Genomic DNA, 20,010 nt, shown 5'->3' on the forward strand with positions numbered 1-20,010 from the left:
ATCGTTTCATTCAGCCATCAGCAATAGCTTTGGTTATCACGAATTATATGTCGTGGACCTCTTGCGAACCCTTGCGGCTATACTGAGCATTGTTCGCGCGGTTGGTGGCAGCAGCTGCGCCAAGACGATAATCCAGTACACGCAAGGGTATGAAAACGGCATCGCGATATGCTCCGTTCCACACCCGGCATCGGTCTGATTCGTCGCGCGGACTCCTCACCTTTCCGCATGCGTCGCCTCGGGCCGCAATACACAGGCAAGGTGATTCACGGTGAGCAACAACAGAGGTTTTTCGCGGTTTTTCGGCAATATCCTGAAGCGGGCAGAGCTTCGGCGCCATACTTCTATAAGTGTCGGCCATAACACGGCCACACCCGATCGCAACTTCCGGCAACGAACGAATCAAAACCGACGCGAAGGCAAGCAGGCGAGTACGGCAGTCAGAACAATCTTGGCAATCATCGCGACGTTCGCGCTCGGACTTTCGTCGGCAGCCTGCGGCAACGCGTCCGGCAACAGCGGCAGCACGGCCGGCTCCAACGGCAAGCCGACCCTGACCTTCATGCTCGACTGGACACCGAACACCAACCATGTCGGCCTGTATGTGGCCCAGCAGCTCGGTTATTTCAAGGACGCCGGCATCAATGTGAAGATCCTGCCGACCGCCCAGGCCGGCGCGGAGACCAGTGTGCAGAACGGGGTGGCCGATATCGGCTTCTCCAAACTGACCGACCTCGCCAACGCCGACGCACACGGTGCCGATCTGAAACTCGTCTTCGACCTGACGCAGAAGCCCATCGCCCGCTGGTGCAGCCTGAAGAGCCGCACCGACATCAAGACGCCCAAAGACTTCGCAGGCAAGACCTTCGTCACCTTCGGTTCGGCCGAGCAGAGCGCTTCGGTACGTCAGATGATTCGCTACTCCGGCGGTTCCGGCGACTTCAAAACCGCAACGGCAGGCACCAACACCTTCCGCACACTCACCAGCGGCAAAGGCGATTTCGCCGGTTTCTACGCCAACTGGGAGGAAGTGGAGTCACAGCTCAACGGGCCGGCCCTGAACTGCTTCGCCGCCGACAAGTGGGGCGTGCCCGGCAACCCCGACCAGCTCGGCTTCGCGGTGAAGAACTCCTGGCTGAAGAATCCCCAGAACACCGCCAATCTCAAGAAGTTCCTCAAGGCCGCACGACGCGGATACGACTACGCACTGGCCCACCCGAACAAAGCCGCCGACATCCTCGTCAGCCAAACCAAGACCTCGCACCTCGACCCGAAACTCGCCCGCGCCTCCATGGAAAAAGTGGTGCGCGAAGGCTATTGGAGCGGCAACGGCATGGGCGACGAGACGACCTCCGGCAAGCCTAATCAGAAGCTCACCGGCACCGTCAACACCGCAGACGGCCAAAAGTATCTGGACTTCCAATACCACGCCGGCACCTACACCGGCTTGCACGAGAAGAAACTTCCCTATGCGCCTCAGGCCACCGAGCTTTCGACCAACAAGTATGTGCAATGAGATAGCCTCTGCAGAACTTCGGGAGCACTGGGATCGCAACCAGCAAGTGCGTGGAATGAAGGAGCCGATACTCAAAAAGCTCACGCCATCGAGCAAGTTCCTTCCTGCACAACCCAGAAACTGCTCATAATGCATGCTCACAGCTCATTGCAAGCGACAATACAAAATTTGCGCGCCCGAATAACGATGTTGGTGCCACCGAGCACCCTCTATTCCATAGATTGTGCCCCAAATTCTCTGAATTCAACGGCGTTGGTGCCACCAAGTACCCCGATTATCGAAGAAATCAGAGCAATTTGCTCAAAAATGGGGGTCTTGGTGCACCAAGCACGCCAAATATCGAAGAATTAACCCCCAATTGACGAAAAACAGCCATCTTGGTGGCACCAAGATACTATGAAGACAAATGAAGGAGACATGATCATGGACTCTGTGGCACATCACCAACACCATGCCGCACAACACTGGTGGCGCAAAGTCCTGCCTCCGACCGTGACCATCGGCGCGGTTCTCGTGCTCTGGCAGGCCGCGGCGAGCGCACACCTCGTCAATGAGACGACGCTGGCCTCCCCCGCCGCCATCGTCTCGTCGATGATTGCCACATGGCCCGATCTGATGGCGGCGACGGCCGTGACCACCGTTGAGGCTCTGGCCGGCTTCGCGATCGCCGTCATCGCCGGCATCGCCATCGGTATCGGCCTTTATGCCTCAAAAACCGCCAACCGTGCCATCTATCCGCTGCTCGTGGCCGCGCAGACCATCCCGATCATCACCATCGCGCCGCTGTTCATGATCTGGTTCGGTTTCAGCCCGGTCGGCAAAATTACGCTGGTAGCCATTTTCGGCCTGTTCTCCATCGCCGTCGACACCTCGCGCGGACTGGCCGCCGTACCTCGCTTCTACCAGGACGTGGCGCTGACCTGCGGGGCGACAAAGCCGTGGACATTGTTCCACGTGAAACTTCGCGTCGCCGCGCGCCAGGTCTTCTCCGGCATCCGCATCAGCGCCGCCTACGTTTTCGGCACGGCGGTCACTGCCGAATATCTGGGCGCGACCAACGGCCTCGGCGTATGGCTGCAGGGCGCGTTCAACTCCTTCCAGACGACTCTGATTTTCTCCGCCGCCATCGTCGTGGTCGCACTGACCGGCATTCTGCTCGGCCTTGTCTCGCTGGCCGAACGCCTGCTGCTCGGCCCGGCCGACGAAGATGGCGCGATCTCACTGGATGACAGCGAAACCTGATAAAAAACCCTGTAAAACCGGACAAATCCCGGTTGTTTAACAAAAATGACTGTAAAGTATCCACCTCGATACTCTGGGCTAGACTGAGAATATGTATGAGGCCATATATTCACGATGTTCCTGAATGCTGTGGGTATCCGCCAGCTGTGAATGCATATTGAAAGTGATCTTCAACGAAAGGAAATCGATGAACGACACAAGCTCTGAACAAAACGGAGGCAATGCTTCAGCGGATCAGAATCCGTATAATGGCTATAGCGAAAACAGTCCTTCGAACACTTCCTTTAACCCCGCTGCGACTTCATCGGCACCGCAATATCAATATCAGACGGACCAGCCATCAAGCGATAACTTCGTCCAACCGACGATGCAGCAACCCGCAATGCCACAGCCCGGCGAATCTCAGAATTTCGCCGGCAACCTTCCTCCTCTGCCCGGTTCCGGAACCTCCCAAACCGGTTCGGCACCGCAATACCAATACAGCGCCCCGCAGGCGGAGCAGGGTAACGTTCCGCCCCAATATGCAGGCAACCAGCCAACAGACCAAGGCGGCGCTCCGGCATTCCCAGCCGGCGCCCCGGACCAGCCCCAGCCATACGGAGGGCCGAATCCCAACGATTTCGCCGCTTCAATGGCCGTTCCGCTGAACATGCCCTATTACGGGTGCTCGTTCGTCGATGCCGTCAAGCGTTTCTTCCTCAAATACGTCAAGTTCTCCGGCCGCGCCAGCCGCAGCGAGTTCTGGTGGGCGCAGCTGTTCCTGTTCATCGTCGCCATCGTGCTGAACATCATCGATCAGGCGCTGTTCCACAAGAACGACACCTTCCTCGACACCATCTGGAACCTGGCGGTATTCCTGCCGACCCTCGCCGTAGACATCCGACGCCTGCACGATACCAACAAATCCGGCTGGTGGATCCTGTTTCCTTACGGTCTGGTCATCGGCGGAGCCATTGTCTTCTTCTTCACGGCCATCGCCGCAGGATTGTCGGTCGGCTCGGTCATGGATTCAAGCGAGGCCCTGCTCCGAACAGTCGGTGCCGGTGCCGTGGGCGGGGTGATCGTAGGAGCGATCATTTTCCTGCTCTGCATGCTGGCCGGATTCATCGTCGGCATCGTCTTCATGGTGCAGGGCCCCAACCCGCAGGGTGCACGCTTCGACGAAAACCAGCCTTTGCAAGCCAGCGTCCAAGGCCAGTACATGCCGCCGATGGATCAGGGTGCCCCTATGGCTCAGGGGATGCCGATGAATGCTCAATACGATCAGGCGGCAACACCGGGAGCTTTCGCAGGCAATCCGTATGAACAAAACGCCAACCAGCAGGCCGGCACCCCTGCCCAACCTCAATATGGTGCAGGCCAGCAGAGCCAAAGCCAAGCCCCATACGACCAACCACACGCCTCGGGATTCGGAAACGAAAACCTGAACAACGACGGCAACGGCAACGGCAATGTCGGCAATGGTTACGATTCCAATCGATAAATCGCAGCCGTTGGTAAATCGTTGTTATGCGGAAGGCCCTTCGTTCTATGCGTGCGGAGGGCCTTCCGCATTAACGGACAGATGGATTGACATCGCTTCCTGAAAACGATTTTGAGCCCCCAAACGACATTGTCTGCAATGCATCAATACAAATGCGTCAACATCAAATCCACAACTATTGTGGCAATAAAAAATCACTATACGAAAAAACAAAATTCTCACGTAGAAATTTGCCGTATGCCCTATTACAATAGGTAGCACGAGCCTGTATACGTCCGGCACTTGTTGGAGCCAAATCGGCGCACTACGACGTGTGCGACGGACCAGAAGGAAAGAGCAATGATGACAGATTCAACCAGAGACTTCAAAGATGCAACTCTCAAGGAGCCGCCATTCGATGCGAACACGCGTCCCGGCGGCGGCCATGACGGCAAGACGGAGTTGCCGGGCTCAGGCGGGGAACCGGCGCAAGGATACATGGGACCGACCGATATGAACCCTGCCGGCACGAATTGAAAAGCGGCCGAGTAAAGATCGAGCGTTGATGCTCATATGAAACGTGCGTTACCGCGATGTTGTCGGTAACGCACGTTTCATATATCCAACCGTCCGGGCCAACCGGAGCCCGCAACCCCTTCGGGTTGGTTTATCGGCCAAGCCCAAGCCTACAGCTCCACCGGCGGCTTGTTCTTGTCCTCCGGAATATCCTTGAATTTCTCGGCCAGCTTGGCCTTCTTGATCTTCTCTTCCTTTTCCTTTTCGGCCTTCGCCACGGCCACCGGATCGTAGATGACGTCATTGTGGTGCTTTTCCCACTCGGCCTTGGCAAGCGGAGCGACGAACCCGGCCACCACGTCGAGCGAGCCATCGCCATCACCGGAACCTGCCGTCGCACGATATTTCGCCACCAAATCCTTGAACTGCCCGCTGGTCAGGTACATGCGCGGAATCGACATGCGCTCGCACAATTCGTTGATATAGAGCATGATCGGAGTCGCATTGCGCGCCGCGGCATCTGCGTCGTCTGAAGTATCATCAGCGCTTTCGACCAGACCAAACAGGCCGCTGATTGCAGCCAATACCACCGCAAGACGCTGGGCGACGGACTCGACGTCGGGACCGTGCGGAGTGGAATCGTCTTCCTGCTCGCTGCCCTGCCCGTCTTCGCCCGACACGGCACTGGCACCCGCGGCCTGCTCGATCTCTTCGAGCGCGGCGGCGACGGCCTTCACCGTCTTTTCGTCCCAACCGACATTGAGATCGCCAGCGCCGGCCATCACGAGCGTTGTGTCGCCAGTGCGGGAATAGTCCTCCATCTGCTCGTACGCGTCGTTGACGTCAATCAGCGCGTCGACCATCGACTGCGGACGTCCGGGAATGCTGACCGCGCCTTCATAGACGAATTCGGCGTCGGCCATGGGGATTTCCTCGCCAGTAATGACCTCGGCGACGGCCCGGCAGACCAGAACCTGCAGATCCTCGGCATATTTCGCGTCGTTGCTGAGCTTCTGAGCCGTGTCCAGCGGCCAAAGCGCAATGAGATCGACACCAGCCTGCGCCGCATCCCGCACACCGGGCATCAAAGCCAAACGAGCCAATTCGCCATCTTTGATGATGCCACCCTCAATATCAACCGCCATATTCGCTCCTTTGCCTTTACTGCCAATTGCCGGTTCTTGTTCTCACTCTATCGTAATCCATCCGCGCCTATGACAACGCCGACGCGCCTCACTTCACATCCTTGGCCGGGTCGACATAGGAGATGTCGAGCATTTTGCCGGTCGCACTGTCGTAGGTAATCGAGGTGATCGAGGCGAGCGCGGTGTGACGAAGCAACATATTGTGTTCGGGATGACCGGTTTCCAGCATATGCCGATAACTGAAAATCGGCGATTCGTGACTGACGATAATCACCTGCTCGCCTGGGTGGTTCCGCACCGCTTCCTGCGCGAAATCGCTGACCCTCGCGGCGATGTGCCGATAGCTCTCTCCCCAGCTCGGCCGCCAAAGGTTACGCAGCAGCTTCAGGCTTCGCGGCCGCCACAGCGCGGCCTTGCCATAGCCGATACGAAGGCCGCGGAAATCGTTGCCAGCCTCGATGAGCCGCGGGTCGGTTTCGATACCAAGTTCCGCCTCCCCGCGCGAAACCCGTACCGGATTGAGCTCGGCCAGAATCGCCTGCGCCGTTTCGCGCGTACGATCCAGAGGCGAGGAATAGAGCGCCACCGCCTGGTTCATCTGCGCGTTTGCCGCAATGTAACGTCCGCTGGCCTGGGCCATACGCAATCCCAGCCCCGAAAGGTGGAAGCCGGGAAGACGTTCGTAAAGCAGGTGACCGGGATTCTCGACCTTGCCGTGACGGACGAAATGCAACGTGGTCTGCTTCTCGGTTGACGACGATGATGACGACATAGATGGCCTTTCATTGGCTCCGGTTACTTGCTTACTTTTAAAATACCAGCGTATCTGCACGCATCGCGCAACGAGGTCAATCCGCCCCATCCTCCCACCACATCCAACACATTTCTGGCACATCCCCGAATCAGAACGAGGCCGATACTGCATCTTTTCGCCGTCTTGGTGGCACCAAGCCCACCAAAATTTGAAGAATTCAAGTGAAATCATCCATTTTCCAGGTACTTGGTGCACCAAGATACCTCAATAATGAAGAATGGAGGCCCAATTGACCGATATCGGGCAACTTGGTGCACCAAGATACCTGAAAATCGGCAATATTCACAATTCACGGCACCCTCAGCGTCTGGTTTCGAACACCCAAACCGCGTTCTGCGTACGTTCGCAAAAGATTTACGTTTTATTCTTCGTTTACCGCGCAATTCACCGCGTGTCGTGGTGTATGACCGGTAAAGTAACGAGGCTGAGAGCACAGTAAAGGGTTATTCTCATCGCCCTGAATCACCAACCGACTCCCGCGAACAAGACACACGGAATACTCGCGGCACAATCGGGTTCTCTGCTGCCAGCAACCGCAAGACTCCCTATACACCCTGAAAGGAATTCCTAAAGCCATGCGCTTTATACCTGTCTCCGGTCTCAAAGACGCCTCACACCGCCTGTTCGGCGGCTATGCCGAACTCCTGCGTATGCCGCACACCGCGCGCTTCGCCATCGGCTCGGTCATCGCTTGCATGCCCTTCCCGATGGTCGGCATGACCATCACCATCTCCGTGCAGCATTATTACGGCAACTACACGCTCGCCGGGGCGCTGAGCGCGGTGCAGGCCATCGCGCTGGCGATCATGAGCCCGGTGCTCGGCAAGTTGGTCGACAAGTTCGGCCAGCGGCAGGTCTCGATTCCCACCATCATCGTCTGGGTTGTGGCGGCGACGGCACTGGTTTCATGTATTACAGCACGTGTGCCTTCCTGGATTCTCTTCGTTCTTGTACCCTTTATGTCGGCCATACCGCCGTGGGGCGCCATGTCCCGCAGCCGCTGGACGCATCTGCTGCGCGGCGACCGCGTGCGCACCGACCGGGCACTCTCGCTTTCCGGCGTCTTCGACGAGGCGATGTGGGTCATCGGCAATCCCCTGGCCTCGACCCTGGCCGTGATTTCCGGCGTGCTCGCGTTTTCGGTGACCGGCATGTGCGTCATCGTCGGCGCGCTGATGTTCCTGACCGAACTTTCCACCGAACCGCCGTCGCAGACCGTCTTGGCGCGCAAGGCCGGTATCTCGCGCAAGGAATACCGTCAGCGTGAGGCGCTGAAGGCCGCACAGATACGCGGGCGCGAGGAAGCCGCGGAAAAGAAGGCCGGCATCCTGAAATCCGGTCAGTCCATCTGGGGACCGGGCCTGATCGCGATGTGCGTCACTTGGTTCGGCCTCGGCGCCTTCCAGTCCGCGGCCTCGATTTCGATCATCTCGTTCGCCACCGAACAGAACATGAAGCAGTACACCGGCTTCATTTTCGCCTGCTTCTCGTTCTCGTCGATGATCGGCGCGATTTTCTACGGCGCGAAAAACTGGACGATCCCGCTGTGGAAGCGTTTCTACTTCTGCCTGATCGTGGTCAACCTCGGCATCGCCTCGTTCATGTTCGCCCACAATATCTGGACCATCATGGTCATCTACCTGATCATCGGCGTGTGCCAGGCCCCGACGTGGATCAACGGCAACCAGCTGATGCTCCACCTCGTGCCGCCGACCCGCTTCACCGAAGGTATGGCGTGGACCAGCGCCATGAACTCCATCGGCGGATCCGCAGGTTCGGCCATCGCCGGCGTGTTCATCGATCGGATGGGTTCGCATGGCGGTTTCCTGGTCGTCACCGCGCTCGCGCTGAGCTCGCTGGCCCTTTCCTTCCTCGGGTTCAGGCAGATCAAGCAAAGCACCGAAACCCCGATGCTCACGCAGGTTGAGGTATAAGGGTTCACCTGCCCACACACCACACACGCGACCGCAGCCTCACCTTGCAGCCACAGCCACATGTCTGCCATGTGCTTACACCGCTAGATACGTCACTAAACACGTCTTTTCCAGCACTCCACGCACATTTATGCTGGAAAAGACCTAATTAGACACGCTAAATGCGTCTTTTCCAGCACCTGTACCCTTGTTAATGCTGGAAAAGACGCATCTTCTATCACCACATGAACCTCACAACAGCAAATCCTCACTGCCAGCCCTTGGGAGTGTGGGCTATCGACCACTCGCCCAGTTTTTGCGCGAACGTTTTGCGCTTGGGAGCACAAGCCGCGACCGAACCTGCAGAAACCGTTGCGGAGGCGTTGCCCGTGGAGGACGCGCCGGAGCCATTGCTATTACCGGATTCCGAATTCCCGGACTCGGCTTGACTGGTAACCTTGCCATTCTGGCTGGAACGGTCGTCGAGCAACCACTTTCGGATGATGAAGTTCCAGATGGCGACCACCACGGTGGCGACGATCTTGCCGATATTGGAGCGCAGGATATACATGCCGTGCTGGGTCATGATGGCGTTGGCTGGCATGCCCAAAGTGCTCATCCAGATAATCCATTCATTGATGCCGAGGCCGATGACGGACGAGACCAGGAAAATCAGCGCCTCCATCCAGCGCGCCATGTCGTCGCGGTGCTTGAAGACGTACTTCATGCTTGCCCAGTAGTTGAAGACCAGCGAAATCAGGAACGAAATGGTGCTCGCCACCACGTTGTTGACGTGCACGAAAATCAGGATGTTCATGATGCCTTCGTCGATCACGAAGGCGATGACGCCGACCAGGCCAAATTTCACCAGTTGTTCAATAAGCTTTTTCACAAGCAACCATTTAACTACCTGCGCCCGCCAAGCGAGCGGCAGACGGCGCGATTACCACCGATTCATCGCATGAACCGCACGCCGGCACCAGGCCGATGGACCGCAATCTCGCAGCCGGGCAGGCGGTTGCGCAGCTCGTCGGCCACGCGCTCGGCGTCGCGGCCGACGGTGAGCACCTTGACGTTCGGGCCGGCATCCATCGTCGACCACGCACCCAAGCCGGCATCGCGACGAATCGCAGCGACGGAATTCAGCGCGGCCACGGTCTGCGGCAGCCAATAGAAAACCGAGGGCCGGCTTGCCATCATCGCCGCGTGCATACCAAGCGCGTTGGCCTCGGTGATCTCGCCCAGGTGCTGCACGTCGCCGCTTGCGATCGCCGACAACGCATCGTCCAGATCCTTGCCGCACGAATCGATCCACGCGTCATAGAGCGGCGAGGTGGCGATGGTACGTCGCATGGCCTCACGGCTGGAAATCGGCTTTTTGGCGCTGGATATCAGCACGACGATAATAGCCAAGTCCATATCGCCAGAATCAACGGGTTCGGCGTACGAACTCTCGTCGTCATGCCCGGCATTCCATTTCACCAGACCACCGAAAATCGAGCGACAGGCCGACCCCGAACCGCGACGGGCCAGACGGGAAAGCTCACGAGGCGTCAGATCAAGTCCGGCCGCCTTTGAAGCCGCTGCCGCGAGCGCCGCAAACGCCGACGCCGAGCTGGCCAGGCCGGCTCCGAACGGTACGGTGTTGGCGGAAGTCACACGTGCAGGCAGGCCGATACCGGCCTTCTGCCGCACAATGTCAAGGAATTTAGAAACGCGGGTCAGCGATGAGCCAAGCTGTACTTTGCCATCGATGGTCAGGCAATCAGTAATCGTTTGGCCACCCGGCTGATCATCGGGTTGCGTTCCTGGCCGTCCAAATTCGACCGTGGTCCACGTGGACAGGCCCTCAAGGGTCAGCGAAAGACTTGAGGCACGGGGAATAATCAGACGTTCGTCGGCCTTACCCCAATATTTGATCAGCGCGATATTGGCGTTGGCGACGGCAGTGGCCTTTTTCGACGCGGCTTGACTCACCGGCAGTTGCCTATGCGAAACGGAACGCTCCGACTCCTGTTCCTGCAGTTCCCGCGTTTTCGCCATATCCGTTACACCGATCTTCACAATCTCAAAGTCTATCCCGCCGCAGCCAATCAAGGCATACAAATGCGGGACTATCTACCAAACCAGCAGAATTCGCGTCCGTATGCGACGAACGGGACACAGAGCCTTCCACTTACTCCTGCCTAATACGTCTGCCACATCGCGCACACCGCAAGCGCGTTGCACGAAATCCAAGCCCATCAGAACATCACCTGCACATTTCTGAAACGTGATTTTCTCTGCGTGTCCGCCGAAAATACAACGGAAATCACAGAAACCGACCCAAAAACGTGATTTCGTCTGCATGCCCACCGAAGAAATCACAGAAACCAGCTCCAAAACGTGATTTTCTCTGCATGATGGCAAAAAGTACATCGATAATCACGAAAAATCGTCGCAAAGTGTGATTTTCTCTGTATCGATGAAATTACGGCGTAATTACCAATGTCTTTGCTTACCGAGTCAAAATCGGAATATCGTTGTCGTCCGCCTCTTGGCAGAAACTTCTGCACCACCCACAACTAGGCAAGCGATACGACAGCGGGCCGTGCAGTTGAGTCGGCATCTGCCCCATCATCTGCCTGCGCCTCCGACAACGAATGGATCCAGACTTCGCGAGCGCCTTCGCGCAGCAATGTCGCTTTGACGGCGTTGGCGGTTTGCTCGTCGGCGGCCAAAGCAATCAGGCAGCCGCCCAAGCCGCCACCGGTCATTTTCGCACCGCTGGCCCCGGCCGCACGAGCCGCATCGACCAGATGATTGACCAAGGGATGGCTGACGTTGAGCTCATTGAGCAATCCGTGCGCACGGTTCATGCGCTCGCCCAACAGTGCCACCGTTCCCAGCTCGAGATCGGTTTCGCTCGCACGTGCGAGTTCGCCAAGCTCATCCATGACGGACTTGACATGCGCGTGATCCCGCTCATCCTCTTGATGGACGTTGCCCACGGCCTCACGCGTGCTCCCGGCGATACCGGAATCCGCGATCACCAGGTAAGCCGGCATATCGACACGCATTTTCTCGATATCGCCGGATTCAAACGCGACCAGATCACGAGAGCACGTCGTCGCGGCGTCGAGCCCGGACGGATTGCCGTGCGTAATGATTTCAGCCTCATTGGTCAGCCGCAAGATCTGCTGCTCGCTCGTCTTGACATCACAGGCGTCAAGGATCGCACGAATCACGGCGCCCGCGCTGGCGGCCGACGAACCCATGCCACGCCCAGCGGGGAACGAACTGTCCGTGACCACGTTGAAGGCGAGGCCAGGGTAACCGGCGAATTGTGTGGCGACCTTCACCGCACGTTCCAAGCCGCCGAAACGGCTTCCTGCATCGGAAAGCGAGCCTTCGTAGTTCAAGGCTTTGAGAGTGCCACAAAGGGGATTCGGAGAACCGGAAGCGACAGACGGATTCGCAGACGCAGCGTCAACCGCACCTACAGAATGGCGGAAATCACTGATGGCTGTGCGCGAAGATCGTGCGCCTGCAAGAGACGAATCCGAGGTTTTTGAAGTACCGTAATCCGAAGCAGCGTGATCTGAAGTACCGTGATTTGCCGTACCGTAATCTGCCGTAGCGTGATTTGCCGTAGCGTAATCTGCCGTACCGTGATCCGCCGTACCATAATCCGAAACAGCAGTAAAAGTCTCAGCATTATTTTGTGCCGATACCACCGGTGTGACCCAAGCGCGCATCTTCAACGAAAGCAGAGGCGCGGCGACGGCGGGATATCCGTAGACCACGGAATGCTCACCCATGAGAATGACCTTCGCCCAGGTCTCGCCATACCCCATGTGCACCATCAGCACTCATCACCTTTCCTGCGTTTCAAGCCAAACGGCCATCAATGCCTCAACAGAACTGCTGGCGGCCATGCGCACGCCAACCCACGGCGAATTCAACAAGCCAAGCCTTCGCGGCGACCTGTTGATGTGCATCAACCAGACATCACCGCTCGTTACCCTCACCGATATCGGCATTGATTGCCTAACAGTTCCTGAGTCTAGAAATCATTTTGTGAACTGGGCGCAAACGAACGTGAAGATAGTGAGAAGGCGATATTGGTTTGTGTGAACTTAGGTTTTGTTCTTTCACTTTTTCTTCACTGTCTCCCAGCCCTCGCTTTCGTATTCTCCGAATCTGCGATGAGACAGTGCAAACAGACGAACACGATTCAGCAAACAGTGATAATCGGATAACGGATTGTTAAACACGCCAGCTATATTGGAAATAATGACGACGAAACAGCACCAACGACCCCGCATCATCGGTCTCGATATCATCAAATCACTGGCGATTTTTCTTGTCGTCCTCATTCACTACTGCTATTACACCAATTTCATCGCCTTCACCCCCGCCAACGAATTCGGCATACTAATCGCTGCCATCGGCGTTCCGCTCTTCTTCATGGTCAACGGCTATCTGCTGCTGCACGCACGCTTCGATTTCGGCAAGCACAAGCACCGTATCGTACAGACACTCGTTGTGCTCCTGGTTTGGGAAATCGTCAGCCTTCCCATTATCTCCTGGCTTAACAACCGCACACCCATCAGTTGGAAGAACGTACCCGGCTATCTGTTGGGAACGCCCTGGACCGATTCACCGTTGGGTTACTTCTGGTTCATGAACGCACTGATCGCCATCTACTTGGTCTTCCCCATGCTCAAGCAGGCATACGATAGTCAGAAAGGGCGCCATTATCTCGGCTGGCTCACCGTTATTCTCATCATTCTGACACTCGTTGCCAACGATGGAAACAATCTCGTCGATGCAATAGGCTTTTACACGCACACTACAATTGCGGAACCGTTCGGCTATCTGGTCGACTTCAATATCTTCGGCAAATATTCCTTTGCGCTTATCTATTTCCTGCTCGGAGGCTTCGTCGAAGACATCTCGGCTTTCCTCACCAAAATCACCGGTAAACGACACTGGCTTGCAAATCTTGCGCTCGTTGTGGTTTTCATACTCGGTTGGCTCATGGCCTTGTGCTTATGGCTTTACCAGCGCGCCAACAAGATTTCGCTCGGTTTCGGTCTCACCAACGGCTACATGACCTTCTCGACTCTGTTCATGGCCGTCTCCCTTTTCATTCTGCTGGTGGAAATCAAAACCCTGCCGAAACCGATGACGAAGCTCATCACGATTGCAGGCGCGAATACACTGAGCACTTACTACTTGCATATGATGCTGATTCTCATCATCCTCAAAATCATCAGGAAATCAGGCATCGCCACGCCGATGATTCTCAATCTCCTGATCGTCATCGTGATATTCGCCATTGGAACGCTCGCCGGCTATGCCCTACGCAGAATTCCGATTATCGGTATTCTTTTCGGCCGTCGCCTGCCTTCAAAACGTCAAAAAACAAAGAATCAGCGAATAAGCAAGCCAACTGACCGTCAGCGAAAACCAAGCGGATTCATATCGGACGCAGGACGGAAATAGTCACTACTCAGATATTTGTTAAGTACCTTATTATAATCTTATTACGAAAAGCATAATTAAACTGCCGCGTTTGCAGTTTCCATCGAACATTGCAGGATTACCAATTTTTATGAGCGAAGCGCATCACAAAAAAACGGTCAGAAGGAACTCGGCCATGCGTGAGATGGAAAAACCTGTCTTCACAGGTCCAGCGCACCATGGTATTCGCTCTAACCGATACCAAAAGCCACAGCTCAATTGGTTTGTTTATATCATCATCTCTATCTCGCTGATATTCTGCTCGACCCTGTTTGCACAATGGGGTGTATTGGCCAAACCTGAATATCCGACAGGAGCGCAAATAGATCCCGAGACCATGTTCAACGACAGTTTACGCGGGCAACTGCTTCATTTTGTCACCCAAATGTGGACCGATCACGATTTCAAATTCCTGCTCAATTTTATGGTACTGAGCTTGATCTTCATCGTCTTACTGCTCATAATCAACCGTTTCTGGATTTGTGTGGCGATCTTCAGTAGCGTGATCATCGTCTATGCCATAGCCAACCATTTCAAAGTCCAATTGCGCAACGAACCGATTATCCCGGCCGACCTCAACTTCATTTCAGGAGGCAACACAAAACAAATCGTCTCCTTCATTCCTCCCAACGGCATTTCAATAGCCATCGGCGGTGTCTGCGGACTCGTTGCCATAATCCTGTTTTGTATACTTCTCCAATGCACGGATGGACGCAAGGGACTTATCCGGTGCTCGTGGAGGAAACCGGCCCTTATGGCAAAATCCAATCTCAAGCGCATTGTCACAAGATTTATATCACTAATCGTTATCGCAGGCTTTTTGTTCTCGTTTGTGTATTCTCTGGGGAACAAAAACTCATGGGGCCAACAGCTGGCCGATGGCATCGCCGACGATCCGCAAATATGGAACAGTATAGGTGACGCACGCAGTAACGGCGCCCCTATGGCTTTTCTTCGGCTTGTGCACACCAATACAATGGACAAACCACATGGTTACAACAAGACGACCATGCTTGCGCTTTCGGAAAAATATCAGTCTGAGGCAAGCAGAATCAATCGTCAGCGTTCGACGAATCTGACCGATAACACCGTCATCATGATTCTCTCGGAGTCCTATTCCGATCCGACACGCGTTCCCGGAATTTCGTTCAATCAAGACCCCATGCCGAACATTCGCGACATCAAATCCCAAACGACCTCAGGGCTTATGCTTTCTGCCGGTTATGGCGGGGGCACTGCAAACATCGAATATCAGGCGCTTACCGGCCTGAGCCTGGCGAACTACGATTCCTCGCTATCGGTCCCCTATCAGCAGCTTGTCCCCAAGCAGAAATGGGCGCCTTCTTTCAATCAGATTTGGAATGCGAAACGGCCGGCAGACGGCTCCTTCGCGCTGCATACCTATTACCGAAACATGTATTCGCGCGCCGACGATTACCGAAAATTCAAATTCTCCAAGTTCTGGGCGATGGACGGCAAATACAAGCTTACCGATATCAACCCGATTGATTCCTCTTGGTATGCCTCCGACACCTCCACCTACAACGCCATTGTGGATAAACTCGGTCAGTACCATGACGATTCCAAGCAATTCGTACAAGTGGCGACCATGCAGAATCATTCACCGTACGACAACTGGTACAACGACAACGAGTTCAAGGATGCAGATACTTCTACCGGCATCACCGATGACGAGCGTAAAAACATCGAAACCTACGCTAAAGGCGTTAGCTACACCGATAGTGCCACAGCTGATTTCCTCAACAAACTCGACCAGATGGACAGACCCATCACCGTGATCTTCTACGGCGACCATCTCCCAGGTATTTACGAAACAGCGGAAAAAAATCCTTCCAACGCCCTTGCCCTGCATGAGACCGACTACTTCATCTGGTCCAACGCAGCCAGCGCCTCGAGCCACGAAAAAGCCTCTCAAAGCAACTACACCTCATCGAATTATTTCATGGCGCAGGCAAGCGAACACATGAACGCCAAAGTATCCCCGTACCTCGCATTCCTGACGGACATGCACGCTGCGGTACCTGCGATGTCGGTGCCAGCAGCTTCAGGAAACGCCAATGAAGACAACGTCTATCTGGACGACAACGGCAAGAAAATGGACATCCACAAGCTCCCGCAAAGTACCAGAACGCTCCTCGAAGACTACCGATTCATCCAGTACGACATCAGTGTCGGCAAGAACTATCTGCGCGACACCAATTTCATGGACGTTCCTCTGAAGTAACCGGTTCGGCACAAGCCAAGCTCACTGCCATAATCCGTCGCCGATACCAACGGTTTCAACATACCCACGGTCAGCGCTAGACTATGAAACCATGAACTCCACCGAGCAAAACAATGAACATATACGGCTTTTCGTGTCGGCACACAAACAGGCCGTTTTCCCAGACGGCGCTAGTATCATCCCTATTCAGGTCGGTGCAGCCAATACGGAAAATCTGTTTCCTGATACTTTGCACGATAATGAGGGTGAGAACATCTCGGACAAAAACCCGATGTACTGCGAGCTTACGGCGCAGTACTGGGCTTGGAAAAACGCCAAGGCCGATTACTACGGATTCTGCCACTATCGCCGTTATTTCGATTTTTCGGGCATCCATCACGAGCAGAACGACTATGGCGAGATTATCGACGATTTCATCGATAAACGCACAATCGAAAAATACGGATTGAATGACGACTCCATTGCCGCCAGCGTCAAAGGTTGGGACGTCATCACCTCCCCGATCAACGACGTGAGACTCATCGGAGGCTTCTCGAACCTCAAGGAGCATTGGGCCGCGGACAAGCACCTGCGCATCGAGGACCTTGAGCATATGATGGAGATCCTCTGCCGCCGGCACCCCGATTACCGGCAGGACGCCTCACATGTCCTGAACGGCCATAAAGCCGCATTCTGCAACATGTTCATCATGCGCAAAGACATCTTCTTCGCCTACAACGAATGGTTGTTCCCGCTGCTCGACGAATTCACAAGCACCAGTGACTTCAGCCGTGCCGATACCCAAACGCTGAGAACAGTCGGTCATCTTTCCGAGCGACTGCTCAACATATTCCTGGCGCATCAGCAGCGTATCGGCAAGCATTGGAAAATCAAAACCCTGCAATGCGTGCATTTCACCCACCCAGAGCTCTATAAGACGGAACTTGAGCCTTTGGACAGGAACCCACGTCTCACCGTCCCTGTCGTCTTCGCCGCTGACAACAACTACGTACCGATGCTCACCACCACCATCTATTCGATGCTCAAGAACGCCGACCCCGAACGCTATTACGACATCATCGTTCTTCAAAGGGATATCAGCAAAGAGAACCGGCAAAGCATGGCCGATTTCTTCCGGGCCTTCCCCCATGCCCACCTGCGCTTCTTTAACGTCAGTCAAATCATTTCCGGTTACGAGCTGACCACCCACAACGAGCACATCAGCATCGAGACCTACTATCGCTTTATCATCCAGCAGATCCTTCCGTTCTATTCCAAAATCATCTATCTCGACAGCGATCTGGTGGTCAACGGCGACATCACCGAACTCTACGACACTGATCTCGGCGACGCAGCGATAGGCGCGGTCCACGACCTTGATTTTTTGGGCAATCTCAATATGAAGAACGGGGAGCGAGCGCAATATGTGCAACGCAAGCTGCATATGCACGACCCGTACGGTTATTTCCAAGCCGGCGTACTGGTCATGAACCTGGAACGCATGCGTGAAATTCACACGGTCAAAGAATGGCTGGGAATCGCCTCCGACCCGGACTTTATCTATAACGATCAGGATATTCTCAACGTCGCTTGCGAACGTCAGGTCAAGTATCTTGACTACTCATGGAACGTAATGCATAACTGCGCAGATCGAGTCAACGGCGTCTTCGCATTCGCTCCGGCTCAGGCATATCAAGACTACCTGCGTTCGCGGCGCGACCCAAAAATCGTCCATTACGCCGGTTTCGACAAGCCCTGGAAGAACCCATGGTGCGATTTTGGCCCGCTTTATTGGCAATACGCCGCACAGACACCGTTTGAGATTCAGATGGTGGCCATGTTAAGCGGGCTGAAACCGCCGAAACCGTTGGAACATCACGAGCGTGCCATCGCTGAAGACAGCCCCCTGCGCAAATACGCCGACGCCCTGGCTCCCATCGGTTCCAAGCGCCGTGAGGTACTCAAGGTCACTACGCGCAAGCTTCGGCATCGCGAGTAGCCGACGAATTCGGAGCGATTGTCGCAGCCAAGGCCAACGGAGCGAGGAACACCATGGTAATCAAATAACGCATAGCCTCGTTATTGGCCGAAATCGGTGAAATCCACAACGTCAGGAACGTCACCAGATAAACCAAAAGCCAGGCGACATGGCCGTTTTCCCTTCTCAAACATTCATAGAGCACAAAAACGACAAGCCATAATGCCCAGAACGCCCTTGCGAATATCAGCATGCCGAAAGGCGAACCGGCGAACCATCTGACGGCATTTTCCAGCTTTACTCTCAGACCTCCATGCCCCAGAGCGCTCAATCCGAATTTTTCAGAGCCTTTGAAAACATGACCGACATCCTGAGCCTGAACCGTCATCAGCAAATCGCCGGTATTATTCCCGTCTCGGGCATCAGGCACACCGATCCATCCTCGTTGCAGAGACAGATACGCCTCGAGGTAGGTTCCCGGGAACTGGAATGCTTCCTTGGCCCAGACTTTGAGATAGGCAGACAAATCATCGTTCTGTCTAGCACTCCATGAAAAACCCTTTACGGGATCCACAGTGCCCCAAGCATACCGATCCCCTGCGTTGTGACCGAGCATGGCATCCAATACTTTTCGATCATCTTTAGGTATTTCGTTGCCCCTCCGTTTCATGACCAGCGCCGATTGCTGAAATGCATTGGCCAACATCTCCTGCTTACCGCTCGGAGCGATATGAGCCGCGGGAAGCACAACGCCATTGAACAACGCCATGACCAGCAAGGTCACCAACGCCACGCAACCGGTACGCATCCGCCCTTTGCGGGGCAAGAAGAACAGCAGCAGAACGCAGGAAAGCAGAACGATATAGACACCGGTCTTCTTCGTGAAAGCCATCAACAGTGCGCTTGCGATAAAAATCGCCAGTATCAATGGACGTTTCAGCACTTGACCTTTGCTGCGCGCAGTTTCAATGAACACCAGCGAGAACCATATGCAGAACGGAAGAAACAGCGAATCTTTGGCAAGAGTGATTGTGTAGACCGGAACAATGGGGAACAACGCAAAGAACGCCAGGATGGCGACGCAGAAACGGCGGGTCAGGCCGATATGACGACAATAGAGCACAACTGCGGAAAGAGAGAATGCCATGACCAGGGCTTGAAGAAGGGACAACAGAAACAGCCCGAAATCTCCGCTGCCCAGCAGATTGCCGAGATCGACGAACAACCCGTAAATCGCGGTATCCAACACCGGATGATGGTCCGAAAGATGAGAACCGTCGTTAAACAGGTTCGGCAGCTTGAACCACTGCAGCAACTGCTGCTGCGTATCATACCAAAGCACTCCGGGATAGGTGATCACCAGATACGGCACCCAGCACAAGAACATCACCGCGGCTACGAGGCACAGCTGCGTTGCCGTCGATTCATAGGTGAACCAACGCTTTCCTTTCGAACCCACACTTGAAGCACTGATTTCACGGTCCCTGCCAAGCCAGGCAAGGACGCTCTCCCCGATTTTCGCCAGCACACAGAACGCCAAGGTATAGATCAACGCGTGAAAGAGGTAAATCAAGGAAAAAACGAGCTTGTCCTCGTCTTTGAGCGCATCCACCATCGCAGCCAGCACACCGCAGACAAGCGCAATCAGCATCAACGGCCAACGGTGCACAAGTCGTTTTACGATATCCATTT

At 55.2% G+C, this 20,010-nt stretch carries 15 protein-coding genes; 9 read left to right on the top strand and 6 right to left on the bottom strand.

Going from position 1 to position 20,010, the window contains the following annotated elements:
* Positions 1–451 precede the first annotated feature (451 nt).
* From OZX75_RS06105 to OZX75_RS06120, 4 genes are all read left to right on the top strand, one after another.
* Positions 452–1,516, top strand: a complete 1,065-nt coding sequence (locus tag OZX75_RS06105) for an ABC transporter substrate-binding protein (RefSeq protein WP_277145772.1) — start codon at positions 452–454, stop codon at positions 1,514–1,516.
* 423 nt (positions 1,517–1,939) lie between these two features.
* The gene (locus OZX75_RS06110; RefSeq protein ID WP_277145773.1) at positions 1,940–2,758 is read left to right on the top strand and encodes an ABC transporter permease; all 819 of its coding nucleotides are present in this window, start codon (positions 1,940–1,942) and stop codon (positions 2,756–2,758) included.
* Between the two features lie 367 nt (positions 2,759–3,125).
* On the top strand, positions 3,126–4,241 hold the full coding sequence (locus OZX75_RS06115; RefSeq protein ID WP_277145774.1) for a DUF805 domain-containing protein: 1,116 nt from the start codon (positions 3,126–3,128) through the stop codon (positions 4,239–4,241).
* 339 nt (positions 4,242–4,580) lie between these two features.
* A complete protein-coding gene (locus tag OZX75_RS06120) occupies positions 4,581–4,757 on the top strand; it encodes a hypothetical protein (RefSeq protein ID WP_277145775.1) in 177 nt (58 codons plus the stop codon).
* A 149-nt stretch (positions 4,758–4,906) separates the two neighbouring features.
* Here the strand turns inward: OZX75_RS06120 and OZX75_RS06125 are convergent, their stop codons facing one another.
* Entirely contained in the window at positions 4,907–5,881 is a 975-nt protein-coding gene (locus tag OZX75_RS06125) for a hypothetical protein (protein ID WP_277145776.1), read from the bottom strand.
* Between the two features lie 88 nt (positions 5,882–5,969).
* Positions 5,970–6,653 carry a histidine phosphatase family protein gene (locus OZX75_RS06130; RefSeq protein WP_277145777.1) on the bottom strand — a complete coding sequence of 228 codons (684 nt, stop codon included), beginning with the start codon at positions 6,651–6,653 and terminating at the stop codon, positions 5,970–5,972.
* A 617-nt stretch (positions 6,654–7,270) separates the two neighbouring features.
* Between OZX75_RS06130 and OZX75_RS06135 the strand changes: the two genes are divergently transcribed.
* The gene (locus OZX75_RS06135; RefSeq protein WP_277145778.1) at positions 7,271–8,629 is read left to right on the top strand and encodes an MFS transporter; all 1,359 of its coding nucleotides are present in this window, start codon (positions 7,271–7,273) and stop codon (positions 8,627–8,629) included.
* Positions 8,630–8,876: 247 nt separating this feature from the next.
* Here OZX75_RS06135 and OZX75_RS06140 read toward each other — a convergent pair whose 3' ends face one another.
* The 3 genes from OZX75_RS06140 to mvk form a co-directional block, all read right to left on the bottom strand.
* Positions 8,877–9,500: a GtrA family protein gene (locus OZX75_RS06140; protein ID WP_277145779.1), complete on the bottom strand. Its 624-nt coding sequence runs from the start codon at positions 9,498–9,500 to the stop codon at positions 8,877–8,879.
* Between the two features lie 62 nt (positions 9,501–9,562).
* The gene (gene mvaD / locus OZX75_RS06145) at positions 9,563–10,672 is read right to left on the bottom strand and encodes a diphosphomevalonate decarboxylase (RefSeq protein WP_277145780.1); all 1,110 of its coding nucleotides are present in this window, start codon (positions 10,670–10,672) and stop codon (positions 9,563–9,565) included.
* Between the two features lie 500 nt (positions 10,673–11,172).
* The gene (mvk, locus tag OZX75_RS06150; RefSeq protein WP_277145781.1) at positions 11,173–12,453 is read right to left on the bottom strand and encodes a mevalonate kinase; all 1,281 of its coding nucleotides are present in this window, start codon (positions 12,451–12,453) and stop codon (positions 11,173–11,175) included.
* On the opposite strand from mvk, the gene OZX75_RS06155 reads away from it, so the two are divergent.
* From OZX75_RS06155 to OZX75_RS06170, 4 genes are all read left to right on the top strand, one after another.
* A complete protein-coding gene (locus OZX75_RS06155; RefSeq protein ID WP_277145782.1) occupies positions 12,443–12,724 on the top strand; it encodes a hypothetical protein in 282 nt (93 codons plus the stop codon). The genes mvk and OZX75_RS06155 overlap by 11 nt on opposite strands.
* A 159-nt stretch (positions 12,725–12,883) precedes the next feature.
* Positions 12,884–14,098, top strand: a complete 1,215-nt coding sequence (locus OZX75_RS06160) for an acyltransferase (protein ID WP_277145783.1) — start codon at positions 12,884–12,886, stop codon at positions 14,096–14,098.
* A gap of 154 nt (positions 14,099–14,252) precedes the next feature.
* Positions 14,253–16,361, top strand: a complete 2,109-nt coding sequence (locus OZX75_RS06165) for an LTA synthase family protein (protein ID WP_277145784.1) — start codon at positions 14,253–14,255, stop codon at positions 16,359–16,361.
* 91 nt (positions 16,362–16,452) lie between these two features.
* Complete coding sequence (locus OZX75_RS06170; protein WP_277145785.1) at positions 16,453–18,339, top strand: DUF4422 domain-containing protein; 1,887 nt, start codon at positions 16,453–16,455, stop codon at positions 18,337–18,339.
* On the opposite strand, the gene OZX75_RS06175 is transcribed toward OZX75_RS06170, so the two are convergent.
* A complete protein-coding gene (locus OZX75_RS06175; protein WP_277145786.1) occupies positions 18,311–20,008 on the bottom strand; it encodes a DUF6020 family protein in 1,698 nt (565 codons plus the stop codon). The genes OZX75_RS06170 and OZX75_RS06175 overlap by 29 nt on opposite strands.
* Between the last annotated feature and the right edge of the window lie 2 nt (positions 20,009–20,010).

Source organism: Bifidobacterium sp. ESL0800, assembly GCF_029395355.1.
GTDB lineage: Bacteria > Actinomycetota > Actinomycetes > Actinomycetales > Bifidobacteriaceae > Bifidobacterium.

Bases quoted from the DNA above. Each gene is read 5' to 3' on its own strand.
- OZX75_RS06110 (WP_277145773.1), top strand. From the start codon at position 1,940: ATGGACTCTGTGGCACATCACCAACACCATGCCGCACAACACTGGTGG.
- OZX75_RS06115 (WP_277145774.1), top strand. From the start codon at position 3,126: ATGCAGCAACCCGCAATGCCACAGCCCGGCGAATCTCAGAATTTCGCC.
- OZX75_RS06120 (WP_277145775.1), top strand. From the start codon at position 4,581: ATGATGACAGATTCAACCAGAGACTTCAAAGATGCAACTCTCAAGGAG.
- OZX75_RS06125 (WP_277145776.1), bottom strand. From the start codon at position 5,881: ATGGCGGTTGATATTGAGGGTGGCATCATCAAAGATGGCGAATTGGCT.
- OZX75_RS06130 (WP_277145777.1), bottom strand. From the start codon at position 6,653: ATGTCGTCATCATCGTCGTCAACCGAGAAGCAGACCACGTTGCATTTC.
- OZX75_RS06135 (WP_277145778.1), top strand. From the start codon at position 7,271: ATGCGCTTTATACCTGTCTCCGGTCTCAAAGACGCCTCACACCGCCTG.
- OZX75_RS06155 (WP_277145782.1), top strand. From the start codon at position 12,443: ATGTGCACCATCAGCACTCATCACCTTTCCTGCGTTTCAAGCCAAACG.
- mvk (WP_277145781.1), bottom strand. From the start codon at position 12,453: ATGGTGCACATGGGGTATGGCGAGACCTGGGCGAAGGTCATTCTCATG.
- OZX75_RS06160 (WP_277145783.1), top strand. From the start codon at position 12,884: ATGACGACGAAACAGCACCAACGACCCCGCATCATCGGTCTCGATATC.
- OZX75_RS06165 (WP_277145784.1), top strand. From the start codon at position 14,253: ATGCGTGAGATGGAAAAACCTGTCTTCACAGGTCCAGCGCACCATGGT.
- OZX75_RS06170 (WP_277145785.1), top strand. From the start codon at position 16,453: ATGAACTCCACCGAGCAAAACAATGAACATATACGGCTTTTCGTGTCG.
- OZX75_RS06175 (WP_277145786.1), bottom strand. From the start codon at position 20,008: ATGGATATCGTAAAACGACTTGTGCACCGTTGGCCGTTGATGCTGATT.